Annotated in this window: 16 protein-coding genes; 10 read left to right on the forward strand and 6 right to left on the reverse strand. The window is 49.3% G+C overall.

Going from position 1 to position 15,158, the window contains the following annotated elements; translation table 11 throughout:
* Positions 1-159 precede the first annotated feature (159 nt).
* From ligA to dapA, 3 genes are all read left to right on the forward strand, one after another.
* Complete coding sequence (gene ligA / locus KK083_RS12790) at positions 160-2,175, forward strand: NAD-dependent DNA ligase LigA (RefSeq protein ID WP_254163633.1); 2,016 nt, start codon at positions 160-162, stop codon at positions 2,173-2,175.
* Positions 2,176-2,233: 58 nt separating this feature from the next.
* Positions 2,234-2,740, forward strand: a complete 507-nt coding sequence (locus KK083_RS12795) for a DUF6913 domain-containing protein (RefSeq protein ID WP_254163634.1) — start codon at positions 2,234-2,236, stop codon at positions 2,738-2,740.
* Between the two features lie 113 nt (positions 2,741-2,853).
* Complete coding sequence (gene dapA, locus KK083_RS12800; protein ID WP_254163635.1) at positions 2,854-3,729, forward strand: 4-hydroxy-tetrahydrodipicolinate synthase; 876 nt, start codon at positions 2,854-2,856, stop codon at positions 3,727-3,729.
* Positions 3,730-3,809: 80 nt separating this feature from the next.
* Here dapA and KK083_RS12805 read toward each other — a convergent pair whose 3' ends face one another.
* Positions 3,810-3,989: a BF3379 family histone-like protein gene (locus KK083_RS12805; protein ID WP_254163636.1), complete on the reverse strand. Its 180-nt coding sequence runs from the start codon at positions 3,987-3,989 to the stop codon at positions 3,810-3,812.
* An 84-nt stretch (positions 3,990-4,073) separates the two neighbouring features.
* Positions 4,074-5,330, reverse strand: coding sequence for an aminotransferase class I/II-fold pyridoxal phosphate-dependent enzyme (locus KK083_RS12810; protein WP_254163637.1), 1,257 nt, complete (start codon positions 5,328-5,330; stop codon positions 4,074-4,076).
* 139 nt (positions 5,331-5,469) lie between these two features.
* Here KK083_RS12810 and KK083_RS12815 point away from each other — a divergent pair, with 139 nt between their 5' ends.
* The 6 genes from KK083_RS12815 to KK083_RS12840 all read left to right on the forward strand — a co-directional run bounded on the left by KK083_RS12815 (position 5,470) and on the right by KK083_RS12840 (position 10,593).
* On the forward strand, positions 5,470-5,733 hold the full coding sequence (locus KK083_RS12815; RefSeq protein ID WP_254163638.1) for a hypothetical protein: 264 nt from the start codon (positions 5,470-5,472) through the stop codon (positions 5,731-5,733).
* Positions 5,712-6,104 (forward strand): type II toxin-antitoxin system VapC family toxin, encoded by a 393-nt coding sequence (locus KK083_RS12820; protein WP_254163639.1) that lies wholly within the window; start codon positions 5,712-5,714, stop codon positions 6,102-6,104. Before KK083_RS12815 ends, KK083_RS12820 begins: the two co-directional genes overlap by 22 nt.
* Positions 6,105-6,110: 6 nt before the next feature.
* On the forward strand, positions 6,111-7,601 hold the full coding sequence (gene accC, locus KK083_RS12825; RefSeq protein WP_254163640.1) for an acetyl-CoA carboxylase biotin carboxylase subunit: 1,491 nt from the start codon (positions 6,111-6,113) through the stop codon (positions 7,599-7,601).
* Positions 7,602-7,793: 192 nt separating this feature from the next.
* On the forward strand, positions 7,794-9,101 hold the full coding sequence (locus tag KK083_RS12830; protein ID WP_254163641.1) for a DUF1015 domain-containing protein: 1,308 nt from the start codon (positions 7,794-7,796) through the stop codon (positions 9,099-9,101).
* On the forward strand, positions 9,098-9,664 hold the full coding sequence (locus KK083_RS12835) for a Maf family nucleotide pyrophosphatase (RefSeq protein ID WP_254163642.1): 567 nt from the start codon (positions 9,098-9,100) through the stop codon (positions 9,662-9,664). Before KK083_RS12830 ends, KK083_RS12835 begins: the two co-directional genes overlap by 4 nt.
* A complete protein-coding gene (locus KK083_RS12840) occupies positions 9,664-10,593 on the forward strand; it encodes a CPBP family intramembrane glutamic endopeptidase (protein ID WP_254163643.1) in 930 nt (309 codons plus the stop codon). The genes KK083_RS12835 and KK083_RS12840 overlap by 1 nt, the downstream gene beginning before the upstream one ends.
* A 3-nt stretch (positions 10,594-10,596) precedes the next feature.
* On the opposite strand, the gene KK083_RS12845 is transcribed toward KK083_RS12840, so the two are convergent.
* From KK083_RS12845 to KK083_RS12855, 3 genes are all read right to left on the reverse strand, one after another.
* A complete protein-coding gene (locus KK083_RS12845) occupies positions 10,597-11,391 on the reverse strand; it encodes a glycosyltransferase family 2 protein (RefSeq protein WP_254163644.1) in 795 nt (264 codons plus the stop codon).
* Positions 11,392-11,454: 63 nt separating this feature from the next.
* Positions 11,455-12,225, reverse strand: a complete 771-nt coding sequence (locus KK083_RS12850) for a glycosyltransferase family 2 protein (RefSeq protein WP_254163645.1) — start codon at positions 12,223-12,225, stop codon at positions 11,455-11,457.
* A complete protein-coding gene (locus KK083_RS12855; RefSeq protein ID WP_254163646.1) occupies positions 12,225-13,040 on the reverse strand; it encodes an FkbM family methyltransferase in 816 nt (271 codons plus the stop codon). Before KK083_RS12855 ends, KK083_RS12850 begins: the two co-directional genes overlap by 1 nt.
* Before the next feature lie 189 nt (positions 13,041-13,229).
* On the opposite strand from KK083_RS12855, the gene KK083_RS12860 reads away from it, so the two are divergent.
* A complete protein-coding gene (locus KK083_RS12860) occupies positions 13,230-14,342 on the forward strand; it encodes a glycosyltransferase family 4 protein (protein WP_254163647.1) in 1,113 nt (370 codons plus the stop codon).
* 91 nt (positions 14,343-14,433) lie between these two features.
* On the opposite strand, the gene KK083_RS12865 is transcribed toward KK083_RS12860, so the two are convergent.
* Positions 14,434-15,153, reverse strand: coding sequence for a class I SAM-dependent methyltransferase (locus KK083_RS12865; protein WP_254163648.1), 720 nt, complete (start codon positions 15,151-15,153; stop codon positions 14,434-14,436).
* Positions 15,154-15,158 lie beyond the last annotated feature (5 nt).

Below are 15,158 nucleotides of genomic sequence, written 5' to 3' on the forward strand. Positions count from 1 at the left end.
GTTGGGAGTGCACGGCCTTCATGAAAGCTTCAGCCCGAGGGAACATAGCTCAGAAGGCGATTTAACTCAACGAAACCGGTAACTGGCAACCGGCAACCATACTGAGGCGTTTTTAATTTTAAACTTTTAACTTTAAACTTCGAACTTGAAACCAAACCCATGACCGCTGCACAGGCACAAAAAGAAATTATTGCCTTAACGGAAAAGATCAATTATCACAATACGCTGTACTATCAGCAGAACAGAACTGAGATCAGCGATTATGAATTTGACCAGCTCCTGGAAAAACTGATCCAGCTGGAAAAAGAGTATCCGCAATTCAAGCAACAGGATTCTCCCACACAACGTGTAGGCGGAACCATCACCAAAGAGTTCGAGACGGTATACCACAAGTATCCGATGCTCTCGCTGAGCAACACGTACAGTGAAGAAGAGCTGGCGGATTTCGATAAACGCGTGGCCAAAGGTCTGGAAGGCGAGCCGTACGAATACTTTTGCGAGCTGAAATTTGACGGTGTTTCCATCAGCCTCACCTATGAGAATGGTGTGCTGGCCCGCGGCGTTACCCGGGGCGATGGCGTGAGGGGTGATAACGTGACCAACAACGTGAAGACCATCCGGAATGTGCCGCTGCGCATCACCGGCAAGAACATACCCCCTGCCTTTGAAGTACGTGGAGAGATCTTCCTGCCCAAAAATGTTTTCAACCAGCTGAACAAAGAACGCGAAGACATTGGTGAAGAAAGATATGCCAACGCACGCAACACGGCTGCGGGCACGGTGAAGATGCAGGACTCTACAGAGGTGGCCAAACGCAAGCTCGATTGTTACGTGTACAGCCTGCTGGGCGATACCGGTTCAAGCTCACATGCGCAAAGCATCCAGATGCTGGAGTCGTGGAATTTCAACGTATCGCAGACCTATAAAAAATGTAAGAACATTAACGAGGTCTTTGAATACATCAGGCATTGGGAAACAAAACGCCTCGAGCTGCCGCTGGAAACTGACGGTGTTGTGATCAAAGTAAACAGCCTCGAGCAGCAGGAGCGCCTCGGCTTTACGGCCAAGAGCCCGCGTTTTGCCATTGCTTACAAGTACAAAGCTCAGAGCATCAGCACGCGGCTCAATGGCGTAACCTACCAGGTGGGCAGAACAGGAGCCGTTACGCCTGTGGCCGAGCTCCAGCCTGTGTTTCTCGCCGGCACCACGGTGAAACGGGCATCGCTTCACAACGCCAACGAGATAGAGCGCCTGCAGCTGCACATTGGTGATTATGTATTCGTAGAAAAAGGCGGAGAGATCATTCCGAAGGTTACGGGTGTAGATCATGAGAAGCGTAAAAGCAACACCACGCAGCCTATTACTTATATCGACAAGTGCCCTGAGTGCGGAACAAAGCTCATCCGTTACGAAGGCGAGGCTGCACATTATTGTCCAAACATTACAGGCTGTGCGCCGCAGATCAAAGGGCGCATCGAACATTTTATTCAGCGCAAGGCTATGGACATCGACTCGCTGGGTGAACGAACCATCGACCAGCTCTACAAGCTCGACCTGGTGAAAAGTCCTGCCGATCTTTACGACCTGAAACGGGAAGACATTCTGAAGCTTGAGGGGTTCAAGGATAAGTCGGTCACCAACCTGCTGGGCGGCATCGAGCAATCGAAGAACACACCTTTTGAAAGTGTCCTGTTCGCCATCGGCATCCGTTATGTGGGCCGCACGGTGGCCGAGAAGCTGGCGCGTTACTTCCGCAATATCGACAAGCTTGCAAACGCTTCATACGAAGAGCTGGTGCAGGCACCCGAAGTGGGTGAAAAGATCGCGCAGAGTGTTTTTGAGTTCTTCAGGAATCCCGAGAACCAGCGGGAGATCCAGCGTTTGCGCAAAGCGGGATTAAAGTTCGAGAGTGATCTGAAAGAACCCGAAAAGGAAAGCGATATCCTGGCCAACAAATCGTTTGTGATCTCCGGTGTATTTGAACGCTACGAGCGCGAGGATCTCCAGGACCTCATCCTGAAAAATGGCGGCCGGATCCTGTCAGGTGTCTCCGGTAAGCTCGACTACCTGCTGGCCGGCGATAATATGGGGCCATCAAAACGTGAAAAGGCAGAGAAACTCGGCGTGACCATCATTTCAGAAGCTGATTTTGAAAAAATGCTGAAGGGCCAATAATCTTGCCCCGGCGGTTTTCAACTTTAAACTTCTAACTTTAAACTTCTAACTTAGGCCGATGAAGCTGAGTTTTCTGAAATATAAAACGAACGCCCACCTCCGGCGCAACAAAGCCGAACGCATCAGCCTGCCCTATAAACAGGCCATGAACATAGGTATTATCTTCAGCGTAGAAGACAAGGCCAAGCATGACCTGGTGAAGGATTTCATCAGACACCTCGAGCATGATGGCAAACATGTAAAGGTGATGTCTTTCCTGCCCAGGCACAAAGACAACTATGAGTTCATGTTCGACTTCTTCACAGAAAGAGACCTCTCGTTCTGGGGCAACATTACCTCCTCGTCCGCTACCAGCTTTGCCGATACACCGTTCGATTTCCTGTTTTACATCGACACCACACCGAACCCACTTATTTTAAACCTGGTGGCCCAGAGCAAGGCACGTTGCCGGATCGGCAAATTCTGGGAACAGGGAATGGATTTCTTCGAGATGATGATCGAAAGCGGCAATGGTGTGAAATCGCTGATCGATGAAATGTACAAGTACACCCGGGCTTTGAAATGAAAAGGAGTAAGAATTAAGGAGTAAGTAGTAAGAAGAGGAGGCATTGTAACTTCCTGATTTTCCCCTATACTTGGCGAAATTTTATTACCCTAACCCATTAATTCTCTAACCCAATGAAAAAATTGTATGGAACCGGTGTGGCCCTCGTAACCCCATTTGATGAAAACCTGAAAGTGGATTACAAGGCGCTTAAAAAGCTGCTTCGTCATACGGCCAGGGGTACGGATTACTACGTTGTGATGGGCACTACAGGGGAGTCTGTCACCGTCACCGAGGAAGAGAAAGAAGAGATCCTGAGCTTCGTCAAAGATAATAACGATGCTTCGCTACCGATTGTTTATGGCATTGGCGGCAACAACACCCAGCACGTGCTCGAGGCCATTGCTTCCACTAACCTCAAAGGAGTTGACGCCCTGCTTTCTGTAAGCCCATACTACAACAAACCCCCACAAGAAGGGATCTACCAACACTTCAAAGCTGTTGCAGATGCTTCTCCCGTGCCGGTGATCCTGTATAACGTTCCCGGAAGAACATCGTCGAACCTTACCGCAGAAACCACCCTGCGCCTCGCCCAGCACACCAACATCGTTGGTATCAAAGAGGCATCGGGCAATCTCGAACAATGTATGAGGATCGCGCGCGATATGCCGAAAGATTTCCTCCTGATCTCCGGCGACGACATGCTGACCGTTCCCCTCTACGCCATCGGAGGCAAGGGTGTGATCTCAGTGCTGGCGAATGCGTACCCTGTGATCTTCAAAAAAATGAAGGAATTGAGCTTTTCCGGAGATTTTAGCAAGGCCAGTCGTGAGCTCTTCAAACTTCTGGACATCAACGGTCCCATGTATGAAGAAGGGAACCCTGTAGGATTAAAGGCACTTTTGTCAGAAATGGGCATTTGCGGCAGCCACGTCAGATTACCCCTTGCAGGAGCTTCGGGATCCCTGCAGAAGAGAATTGCAGGTCTTTACCAGTCTTTAAAGAAGTAGAAAAAGTAAGGGACAGCTCCCGGACGGGGGCTATCCCTTTTTGATGCTTTATAGAAACTCAAAAAAAGAGAACAACAGCCTTAAGACGCTTTATTCTTAATCTCCTGAACCTCTGCCCTGATTGCCTGAGCCAGGTTTTTAAGGTCTTGCATGCCCTTTCTTACCCGGGTTCCTGCAGCGCTGTTGCCTTTGTTATAAAATTTGTCAGCGTCACCTTCCAGTGAAGCAATAAGGCTTTTGAGCTCTTCAAACTTTTGCATTGTATTAGGTTTTTAAATTAAAAATTAGTTTCCTATGCCAAATTAAATAAAAACCTTAGAAAACAACCCAAAAAGGCGTTTTTTTTACAGTCCCTTGGTCACTGACACGAGCACTTCTTCCTTATAAAATCCGCTGTCGAGCTTCTCTTTCAGCTTCGAAAATGCCGTCAAAGTTTCCTCAACATCGGCAATAGTATGCGCCGCCGTAGGGATGATCCGGAACATGATAACATCCTTAGGCACAACCGGGTATATCACCACAGAGCAGAAAATACCGAAATTCTCGCGGAGGTCCATTGACATATTGGCAGCTTCGCCTACCCCACCCTTGAAGAGCACGGGCGTTACCGGCGATGTAGTGCTGCCCAGGTAGAAGCCTCTTTCGCGCAGGCCATTTTGCATGGCATTCACAACTTTCCAGAGGTTTGCCCTCAGCTCAGGTTTGGTTTTGAGCAGCTCCAGGCGCTTCATACCACCCATTACCAAAGTCATCGGGAGGCTCTTTGCATAGATCTGCGAACGCACGCTGTATCTCAGGTACTTAAGGATCCTTTTGTCACCGGCTACGAACGCGCCAATGCTGGCCATTGATTTGGCAAAAGTGGAGAAGTACAGGTCGACCTGGTCCTGAACACCTTGCTCCTCACCTACGCCGGCACCTGTTTTACCCATGGTTCCAAAACCGTGAGCATCGTCTACAAACAGACGGAAATTGTATTTTTTCTTCAGTGCTGTTACACCTTTCAGATCGCCCTGCTTACCCGACATACCGAACACACCTTCTGTGATCACCAGGATACCGCCGCCCGTTTCGTCGGCAAGTTTCGTGGCGCGCTGAAGCTGCTTTTCAAGGCTCTCCATATCGTTGTGCGAATACACGAAACGTTTACCCATGTGCAGGCGAACGCCGTCTATGATGCAGGCGTGGGACTCAGCGTCATATACGATAACGTCCTTGCGGTCAACCAAAGCATCGATGATCGATACCACTCCCTGGTAGCCATAATTGAGCAGCATGGCATCTTCCTTCTGCACAAATTCCGCAAGCTGCCGTTCAAATTCGAGGTGATGTACCGAGTTGCCAGACATCATACGGGCACCCATGGGAAGGGCCATGCCGTACTGAGCGGCCGCGTCAGCATCGGCCTTGCGCACTTCGGGATGATTGGCTAAGCCGAGGTAGTTATTCAAACTCCAGTTAAGCACAGTTTTACCATTGAATTTCATCCGCGGGCCGATCTCCCCCTCCAGCTTAGGGAAGAAAAAGTAATCATCGGGAAGATGTGAGTATTTGGCCAGAGGGCCGGCTTCCATTCTTAGCTTTTCAAATAAGTCTACCATTGCTACAAGTCGGTTATTTATTGCCGCAAAAATAAGTAAAAAAGCTATAATTTTATCGATGCCGGGCCGATTAGTAAGCGGCTATTGGATGTTAGGTTTCGTTTAAAAATGATAGATTTGTTTGATAATTTCGGGAGTTATGGAAGCGATACGGAAAATAGTAACGGTGAAAGACAATGTTCTGGTTAAACTGCCAGACAGCTATAACAATAAAAAAGTTGAAGTCATCATTATGCCCGTCGATGAATTCCAAGCACAAACCTCCGCTCCTTACACTGTTCAGGAAGAAAAAGCAGGCTATCATAAAAACTTTTACGGCTCCATCAAGTTAGGGATGACCGTTGAGCAAATAGATAAAGAATTAAAGGCGCTGAGAGACGAATGGGAAAGAGATATCTCTTAGATACCAACATCATCATTTATTATCTAGGAGGTGTTTTACCTGAACCAACCCGGCAGTTTACAGACAAAGTTCTCATGCACCAGGCCAATCTATCCGTCATTTCAAGGATCGAATTACTCTCCTGGATCTCCCTCACACAGACAGCACTCGATCAATTGAACGAATTCGTTGACAACGATAACGTCATCGGACTGGAGGATGAAATTATCCGCAACACGATCCTGGTCGGAAAGCATAACAAGAAAGTAAAGTTGCCTGACGCCATCATTGCAGCGACGTGTCTCACGCACAACCTCACGCTGACCTCACGAAATAAATCCGATTTCAAGGACATCACGGGCCTTGATCTCATAAACCCTTTTGATCTTTAACCAGACATGACTAAAATCAAAAAAATACTCGTAGCCAACCGCGGAGAAATTTCACTACGTGTGATGCGCAGCGCCAAAGAGCTGGGCATCCGCACCGTTGCCGTTTATAGCGAAGCCGATCGCCAGGCGTTGCACGTGCGCTACGCAGACGAGGCGGTCTGCATCGGTCCTCCTCCTTCTTCAGAATCGTACCTGAGAATAGAGAAGATCATCGCGGCAGCCAAACAAACCGGTGCCGATGCCATTCACCCCGGCTACGGTTTCCTTTCAGAGAACGAAGACTTTGCGCAGGCCTGCCACGATGCCGGCATCATCTTCATCGGCCCTTCGGCCAAAGCTATCGAGCTGATGGGGAGCAAGCTCGCCGCGAAGGCTGCGGTGGCAAAGTTCAACGTGCCGCTGGTGCCCGGAACATCTGAGCCCATCACTGACGTGAATGCCGCGAAAAAGATCGCCACCCAGATCGGATACCCCGTGCTGATCAAGGCGAGCGCCGGTGGTGGTGGCAAGGGCATGCGCGTGGTAGAGCAGGACGAAGATTTCCAGGAACAAATGGAGCGCGCCATCAGCGAGGCCACCTCTGCTTTCGGCGATGGGTCGGTGTTCATCGAAAAATATATCACCCGGCCCCGCCACATCGAGTTCCAGATCTTTGGCGATCAGCATGGCAACGTGGTTCACCTGTTTGAAAGAGAGTGCTCCATTCAGCGCCGCCATCAGAAAGTGGTGGAAGAAGCACCCTCTTCCGTGCTCACGCCTGCCAAAAGACAAGCCATGGGTGAAGCGGCGATCAACGTAGCCCGGTCGTGTGGTTACTACGGCGCAGGTACCGTGGAGTTCATCCTCGACGACAAGATGAACTTCTATTTCCTGGAAATGAACACACGCCTGCAGGTGGAGCACCCGGTCACAGAAGAGATCACAGGAATCGATCTTGTGAAGCTGCAGATCCGCATTGCCGAAGGAGAGAAAATACCTTTTAAGCAGGAAGACCTGCGCATGAGCGGACACGCTGTTGAAGTGCGCGTGTATGCCGAAGATCCCGCCAATAATTTTTTACCCGACATCGGAACGTTAAAGACATACAAGAGACCGCAGGGCAATGGCATCCGCGTAGACGACGGCTTTGAGCAGGGCATGGACATTCCCTTTTACTATGACCCCATGATCGCCAAGCTTATCTGCCGCGCTGACACCCGTGAGGCTGCGATCGAAAAAATGATCAGAGCCATCGATGAGTACGAGATCACCGGACTGGAGACCACGCTGGGCTTCTGCCGTTTTGTAATGCAGCACGAAGCCTTCCGCTCCGGCAATTTCGATACGCGTTTTGTGGAGAACTACTTCAAGCCAGCAGCGCTGCCGTTGTCAGGTAACGACTACGAAGCCCTCATCGCAGCACTCGTATCGGTAAACCTCACGGAACAGGCGAAGACAAGCCAGAACGTGCCCGCGGAGAAACAACCGGTGAGCCTTTGGAGGAAGAACCGACTCTAAATTGTTGCCAGTTGCCAGTTACCGGTTGCCGGGTTAGTACTGTGTATCGTATTAGGAGGCGCGTCCCATCAAAGAAATTACAAACAATGAATCGAAGTCAACTCCTGAATAATTGTCCTCGCCAAACTGGCAACCGGCAACCGGTAACCGGCAACCAATCTTTAACTTCAAACTTCAAACGATCAACCCCCCATGGCTGAGATCCTGCCATTCCGTGCCTGGCGTTACAACCGCGAGCTGTCGCGTAACATTGACGAGCTCACGTCACCACTGTTTGACGTAGTTTCTGAAAGACAACGTAAGGCGCTCTATCAGAATCCTTACAACAGCATACACCTGTCGGTACCCGTACAACCCGATCCTGCTGAGCATGCCGCCGCGCTGCTGGAGCAATGGAAAGACGATGGCTCTATCGTACAAGATAAACTGCCGGGCATCTACGTTTATTATCAGTACTTCAAGCTGGCCAATTCCCCGAAAGCTTATTGTCGCAAGGGGTTCATCTGCCACATCCGCACTTACGACTGGTCTGAAAACGTTATTCTGCGTCACGAGAACACCATACCGAAGGCTGTGAACGACAGGATCGAGCTGCTCGAAAAAACAGAGCTCCAGGTAAGCGCCACCCACGGCCTCTATACCGACCCTGATTTCGAACTGGAGAAGCTGATGGATGAAGCTATCACGGTTCCGATCTACGAAACGGAAGACTACCAGGGGGTACGTGACGTGCTGGCGGTGATCCACGATGAGAAGGCCATCCGCAGATTCATGAACGTGATCCGCGACAAGAACATCATCCTGGCAGACGGACATCACCGTTACGAGGGGTCGCTGATCTACAAGCACAAAATGCTGAAGGCACATCCCGGCGCCACGGGTAACGAAGGTTTCAACTATCACCTCATGTACCTTACCAACACGGAGGCTGACGACCTGCGCATCCTTCCCACGCACCGCCTTATCACGGGCATCGCTTCGTTCAATGAGGAAACCATTCTTCAAAAGTTAGAAGCCGACTTTATCATCAAACCCGTTGAAGACAGCGATACCCTGAATGAGATCATCGCCGGCAAGCCGTGGGCCTTCGGTCTTATGTTCAGGGAGAACGCGTACAAGATCAGGCTGAAGCCCGAATCGCTGCACAAAATAACCTGGCCTTTTCCGGAAGAGATCAAAAAGCTCGACCTTACCATCATGCACTATTTCATCATTGAAAAAGCGTTGGGCATACCGGGCAAAGACCAGCGCCAGAGCGAGAACATCATGTTCGACCGCAGCTTTTCAGATTGCCTGAAAAAAGTGATCAAGGAAGAAGCGCAGATGGCCATCATCACCAACGAGGTGTCTATTGACGATGTTAAAAAAGTTTGTTACAGCGGGTACACCATGCCGCAGAAATCAACCTACTTTTATCCCAAAGTGATCTGCGGATTTTTATTTAGCTCCGTGAAGGAGGAGGAATTCCGTGAACCCATTTATTCACCGTTTGTAAAATGAAACTGAAACGCCCGCTGATACTGGCTTCGAGCTCGCCGCGCAGGCAATACCTGATGAAGGAAGCCGGTTTTGAATTTGTGATCGAAAAACCTGACGTGGATGAATCGTTCCCCGCTGATATGCCCGTAGACCAGGTGGCACGTTATCTCGCCTCCAAAAAAGCAGAGTACTTCAGGCTTAAGATCCGCGATGAAATTGTAGTAACTGCCGACACCGTGGTGATCCTGTTCAACAAGATCCTCAATAAACCGCAAGACAGGAAAGAGGCCATCGAAATGCTCTCTTCCCTCTCAGGCCGCACGCACCTCGTGATGACCGGCGTGTGCATCGTATCCAAAGAAAAAGAAGAAAGCTTCGACGACACCACCGAAGTAACTTTCCAGGCGCTCACCCGCGAAGAGATCGAATTTTACGTAGACCATTACAAACCGTATGACAAGGCAGGCGCCTATGGTGCACAGGACTGGATCGGCATGGTGGCCATTCAGCGGATCTCAGGCTCATACTTCAACGTTATGGGGCTGCCCATCCACAAAGTTTACGAGCACCTGAAGCACTGGTGATGAAGAAGATCTGGAACTTTCTCAAAAAGCATGTGAGCGAAGATTTCAACGGCAGGTACTACGCCGTGATCGCTGTGTTCCTCATCCTCAGTATTTCGCTGAACTACGCCTTCGACTTCGAAGACAACGAGCTCGAGACCATGGAAGGGTACCCGAAGTTTTTCGCGTATGTACTCTTCTATTCCATACCCTATTTCTTCTCCGTTTACATGTACGCGGTTTTCAAGAAGCGGAAAGATATTTTCAGCAGGCGTGACTTCTGGATCAAAAGCCTGCTGGCCATCGCCGTGTTGTCGTTAGACAGCAGTGTTCCGTTTCTCGATCCGCTGGTGAGCCGTATCTTTCATCCGGAGATGTACTTCTGGGCTTACAAGGTCTGCATCAATTCCGTCAGCTTCTTCACCGTGTTCATTCCCATCTTCATTTTCTACTGGTTACACGAAAGAAAGCATGATCACGTCTACGGCCTGAGCGCGCGTAAATTCGATGCCAAACCGTATTTCACCATGCTGCTGATCATGCTGCCGCTGATCATCGGCGCGTCATTTCATGAAAGTTTCCAGCGCCAGTACCCAATGTACAAGTCAACGGAGGCGCACGTATACATGAACGTGCCGGAGTGGGTGACCGTGGCGGGATATGAGTTTGCCTATGGCCTCGATTTTATTACGGTCGAATACCTCTTCAGGGGTTTTATGGTGATCGGCATGATGAGCATCCTCGGACGGGGCGCTGTTGTGTGCATGGCAGTGGTGTATTGCTTCCTGCATTTTGGCAAGCCAGCAGGCGAGGCTATCAGCTCGATAGCGGGAGGATATATTCTGGGCGTTGTTGCTTACGAGACCCGGAGCATCTGGGGTGGTATCATCGTTCACATGGGCATTGCCTGGATCATGGAGCTGGTGGCTTTCCTGCAAAAGAGCGTATAGACATTACGCGCACGGATGATTGTTGTTCTCCGGCAATCCCTTTCTTCCGTACTCGTATAACCTGATGTATTTAAAAAAGGTCATGGATGCAGAAGTGGTGCAAAAGATAAAGCCGTAATACCCGTCAAGAAATCCGAGCTGAAAGAAGAAACTTTTGACGAAGCGGAACAACGGGCTTAAAATTACATTGATGAAAAAACTGGCCTTCTCCCCTTTCTTGTATTTTGCCTTGGCTGCTATTTCGGCAAACCGGTGAACCTGCAGCAGGTGCTCGTCAAGGGTGAGGTAGGCATAATGCAGCAGATTTCCCTTCAGCGTTTTTGTTTTTTCCCTGGCGATCTGCACGTGATCATGTGGATCGGTGCCACCCCATTTGGCCTTTCTCCTGTCCCATAACCGGATCTTCCGTTCCGGGTACCAGCCTGAGAACCGCATCCACTTGCCACAATAGTTGTTGTACCTGTTCACGGCATACCCGTCTACGGCACCCCAATCTTCCTTCACTTTTATAATGGATTCCTTGAGCTCTTCAGAAAGCCTCTCGTCCGCATCCAGCGACAAAATGTAATCGTAGGTGGCCTGGGTCACCGCATAGTTTTTTTGCGCCACATAACCTTCAAAGGCGTGGCTGATGAACTTTACAGGGTATTGGTTGCAAATTTCCCGGGTGCGGTCTGTAGACAGTGAATCGACCACAATAATTTCATCCGCTACGCCCACCAGGGATTTCAGGCAGGGGCCAAGTTTCCTCTCTTCGTTAAAAGAAATGATGGTAGCGCTTATTTTGATGCTTTTCACGAATATGGATCAATAGCGGATAAAACTATCAATATTAAATAACTGGCGCCATCTACGCAAAATTTAACCCTTTGAGGATTGAGCCTGCGTCCACAGCGATCTGAGCTTGAAATATTTCAGGAAACGGTAATAGGCTGCGTGTGTTGCAACAACATACCCATAATAACCGTCTAAAAATCCAAGTTTTAAAAAATAAGACTTAAAGAAAGTGAACACGGGGTAAAGCACCAGATGCAACACTGTATAGGTTCTCTTCCCTTTTCTGAAAGCCTCGCGTGCCGCGATATCAGAAAATTTGTTCATCTGCTGAATGTGCTCTGCGGGGCTCCGGTACGTGTAATGAAGCAGGTTACCTTTTACAAAAAGTGTAGAAGCTCCAGGCTTCATGATCACCTGGTCGTGGGGATTCACGCCACCCCATTGCCCTTTGCGCTTATCCCACAAACGCAGCTTGCGGTCAGGGTACCAGGCGCCGTGATAAATAAAAGTGCCACAATAATTATTCAACCTGTTGAAGGCATAACCATCCGCTTTCCCGTTCTTTTTAATGTCTAATATGTTATCGCGCAAAGTATCGCTGAGCCGCTCGTCGGCATCCAGCGACAGCACATGATCGTGTACGGCTTGTGAAGCGGCAAAATTCTTTTGTTCGATATGGCCCTTGAACGGATTCTGAATAAAACGGATATTGAACTCCCGGCAGATCGCTTCGGTCTTGTCTGTGGAGAACGAATCCACCACAACGATCTCGTCTGCCACGGCCTGAACGGATTCGAGGCATTGCCTGATGTTCTGCTCTTCGTTAAAGGTGATGATAACAACAGAGATCTTCATCAGAGGCTGTTTTGAAAAAAATGCGCAAACTCGCCCAGGGGTTTCTTCATGGCGATGGTGTTTTCCCTGATATCGGCCACAGCATAGTCATTGTCTTTCAGGTGGCGGATACACGCTGCCTGGTCGTCTGCCGAAAGGTGCGAATGCTCGTATACGATCACGCGGGGTTTGGTGCGCTCGATCTTCATCATCTTGATGATCTCAAAATCAAATCCTTCGGCATCGATCTGAAGCCAGTCGATCTGCCGAAGTCCATAGCGCTGAACAAGCGTCTCGGGGCTGAGGCAGTTTATTTTTTCCTCCGCTATGTAGTCACGCTTATCCGCAGGCAATTTTTCGCCATAACGCCGGGCGCATCGTTCTACATGTCCTGAGTCGATGGCTTCTTCAATGGCCGACTTGTTGAAGGATGCGAGCCCTGTGGCCCAGCGCGAGTTGGAGAACGAGATCTTGTAGATGCTTCTAACGCCATCGTCACTGGACATTGCCGCGTTCACGGTTTGAATATCTTTCGTACGCTGGTGGAGTCGTTTTAAATATTTCTCAAAAACAAATGGCTGAGGCTCCAGCAACACGCCCTTCCAGTGATAGGTTCTGATGAACTTGTGCAGCGGGTCGTGGAAAAAACCGTCGTTGGCGCCTACCTGTAAAAAATGCACGGGATCGTTCTTCTTCGAAAACAGGTCTATGACCTCGGCCAGCGATCCTTTTTTAGGCTTGTAAAAGAATTTGTAGAATGCCCTGTACAGGAAACTGTCATTCGCGCTGAGGTTAAACAAGAATTTTTTAAAACTGTTCTTCAGGAAGTACGCCATTGTCACAACTTAATAACATGTTGCAGATCAACAATTTAATATTTTATTCCTACCTCACAAGGTTACAATATTCTGAAAAATTAGGCTATTTTTCGGGTTAATCCGCTACTAACATTTAAGAGCTGTAGCATACATTTAAGGCCGGTGATTTTTGCCGGCGATCATTGCAACTACTAACACCTTTGTACTGTGCCCATTAAATTACTCGTCATCTCCAATTACATCCACACGGTTACCGTCAGGCCTGAAGCCGAGATCATTTTACAACTTCAGAAGACCGGCCAGTATGATATCACGGTGATGACCGAAGCGAAAGCCGAGTATGCACAAAAGTTCAGGGATGCGGGCATCAGGGTGATCGATTTCCTTCCCACAAAAAAATTCAGCATGGACTACGTCAGGCTCATCCGCAAAGAGCTGAAAGAAGGAAAGTACCATGTGCTGCAGGCATTCAATAACAAAGCCATGGTCAACAGCCTGGTGGCCGCCATCGGCTTGCCGGTGAAGATCGTGGTGTACCGGGGATATACGGGAAATATCAGCTGGCTCGATCCGCTCATGTATGTGAAATACCTGAGCCCACGGGTAGACCGCATCGTTTGCCTCGTAGAAGCCATCCGGCAGATCTTCAGAAAGAACCTGCTTTTTAACAAAGACAAAGCCGTGACCATCAACAAAGGTCATGACGTTCACTGGTATGATGGTGTAACGGCGCTCGACAGAGCATCGCTGGGGATACCGGCCAACGCCTTCACCTTTGTTTGCGGGGCCAACTCGCGACGTATGAAAGGCATCAAGTACCTGTTACAGGCTACTTATTTTCTGCCCGCCGATACCCGCATACACCTGATGCTGGCGGGAAAGGATATGGATCTTCCGCTTTTCAAAAAGCTCATTGCCGGCAGCCCTATCAAGAATAACATTCACCTGCTCGGGTTTCGCAAGGATATTCTCGAGGTGGTTAAATCAAACGATGTGTTCGTGCTTCCCTCCATTTACGGAGAGGCCATCACCAAATCGGTGATCGAAGCAATGTCATTGGGCGTGTGCCCGCTGATCACCGACATCCCCGGCAACAAAGGTCTGGTGATCAACAATGTATGTGGCATTGTGGTGGGGTCGAAGAATCCCCGTGCGCTGGCTGATCAAATGATCTTCCTTTCAGAGAATCCGGCCCTGGCCAAACAATACGGGCAGGCGGCAAGGGCGCACATCATGAACAACTTCAATACAAAAGATACCGCTGTTAAATTCGACAAGCTTTATCAGGAGCTCTACCTTGAATTACAGGGTAACCGGTAATCGGGTATTCGGTAATCGGTATCCGGTCGTTAGTAGCTAACCACCCGATCACTGATTACTGATTTACTGATTACCGATTTCTGCTCACCGATTACCGTTTCACGGCTCGGACGATCATGGTCTCCCCAAAGAGCAAGGGGCTACCGAAAAGATGCTTTACAATTTCTTTGTTCACCTGACGCTGCCGGTGATCTTTTTCTTCCTTGTTGTAAACAAACTTAGTGAACAGGTATGCGAAGGGCACGAAGACAGCGTACACCCAGCTGATCGCTTTTACACGGTTGGTGGTAACAACATCTACCTCGAAGCCGCTGCTATGCAACATATAACGCAGGCGCTGGTAAGACATCATGTTGATATGATGAAGAAAGCTGGGTTTGTTTTCATTCAGTGGAACCTTGTTCTTGTTATGATGACTGGTCCAGAACCACCGCCACCGCGATCTCAGTGAATTGATGTTGGGGGTTGAAATGATCACGCAGCCTCCGCTCTTGAGGATGCGGCAGCTTTCACGCACAAAATCAAAAGGCCTTTCCAGGTGCTCGATGCCGTCGATGCAAACCACAGCGTCAAAAAATCCGTCGGGGTACGGCAGGTCTTTATTCATGTCGGCCTGCCTGAAATGTTTGTTGGAAACCTGCATCAGGTTCTCGATGTCTGCCGAGTGCACCTCCGTATTGTTTTTGATCAGCCGTTGTGTAAACGCCCCTGCCCCGCTCGGGATATCTAAAACCTTTTGCAGGTTTTGCTTCGGCAGGAGGTCTGCTACAACATTATGTGTATTTTTAGACGTGTTTTCGGGAATGTGCATGAATC

This window comes from Chryseosolibacter histidinae, assembly GCF_018598225.1.
GTDB lineage: Bacteria > Bacteroidota > Bacteroidia > Cytophagales > Cyclobacteriaceae > Chryseosolibacter > Chryseosolibacter histidini.

Excerpts from the sequence above, each read along its gene's own strand:
- ligA (WP_254163633.1), top strand. The coding sequence starts at position 160 with ATGACCGCTGCACAGGCACAAAAAGAAATTATTGCCTTAACGGAAAAG.
- KK083_RS12795 (WP_254163634.1), top strand. The coding sequence starts at position 2,234 with ATGAAGCTGAGTTTTCTGAAATATAAAACGAACGCCCACCTCCGGCGC.
- dapA (WP_254163635.1), top strand. The coding sequence starts at position 2,854 with ATGAAAAAATTGTATGGAACCGGTGTGGCCCTCGTAACCCCATTTGAT.
- KK083_RS12805 (WP_254163636.1), bottom strand. The coding sequence starts at position 3,989 with ATGCAAAAGTTTGAAGAGCTCAAAAGCCTTATTGCTTCACTGGAAGGT.
- KK083_RS12810 (WP_254163637.1), bottom strand. The coding sequence starts at position 5,330 with ATGGTAGACTTATTTGAAAAGCTAAGAATGGAAGCCGGCCCTCTGGCC.
- KK083_RS12815 (WP_254163638.1), top strand. The coding sequence starts at position 5,470 with ATGGAAGCGATACGGAAAATAGTAACGGTGAAAGACAATGTTCTGGTT.
- KK083_RS12820 (WP_254163639.1), top strand. The coding sequence starts at position 5,712 with ATGGGAAAGAGATATCTCTTAGATACCAACATCATCATTTATTATCTA.
- accC (WP_254163640.1), top strand. The coding sequence starts at position 6,111 with ATGACTAAAATCAAAAAAATACTCGTAGCCAACCGCGGAGAAATTTCA.
- KK083_RS12830 (WP_254163641.1), top strand. The coding sequence starts at position 7,794 with ATGGCTGAGATCCTGCCATTCCGTGCCTGGCGTTACAACCGCGAGCTG.
- KK083_RS12835 (WP_254163642.1), top strand. The coding sequence starts at position 9,098 with ATGAAACTGAAACGCCCGCTGATACTGGCTTCGAGCTCGCCGCGCAGG.
- KK083_RS12840 (WP_254163643.1), top strand. The coding sequence starts at position 9,664 with ATGAAGAAGATCTGGAACTTTCTCAAAAAGCATGTGAGCGAAGATTTC.
- KK083_RS12850 (WP_254163645.1), bottom strand. The coding sequence starts at position 12,225 with ATGAAGATCTCTGTTGTTATCATCACCTTTAACGAAGAGCAGAACATC.
- KK083_RS12855 (WP_254163646.1), bottom strand. The coding sequence starts at position 13,040 with ATGGCGTACTTCCTGAAGAACAGTTTTAAAAAATTCTTGTTTAACCTC.
- KK083_RS12865 (WP_254163648.1), bottom strand. The coding sequence starts at position 15,153 with ATGCACATTCCCGAAAACACGTCTAAAAATACACATAATGTTGTAGCA.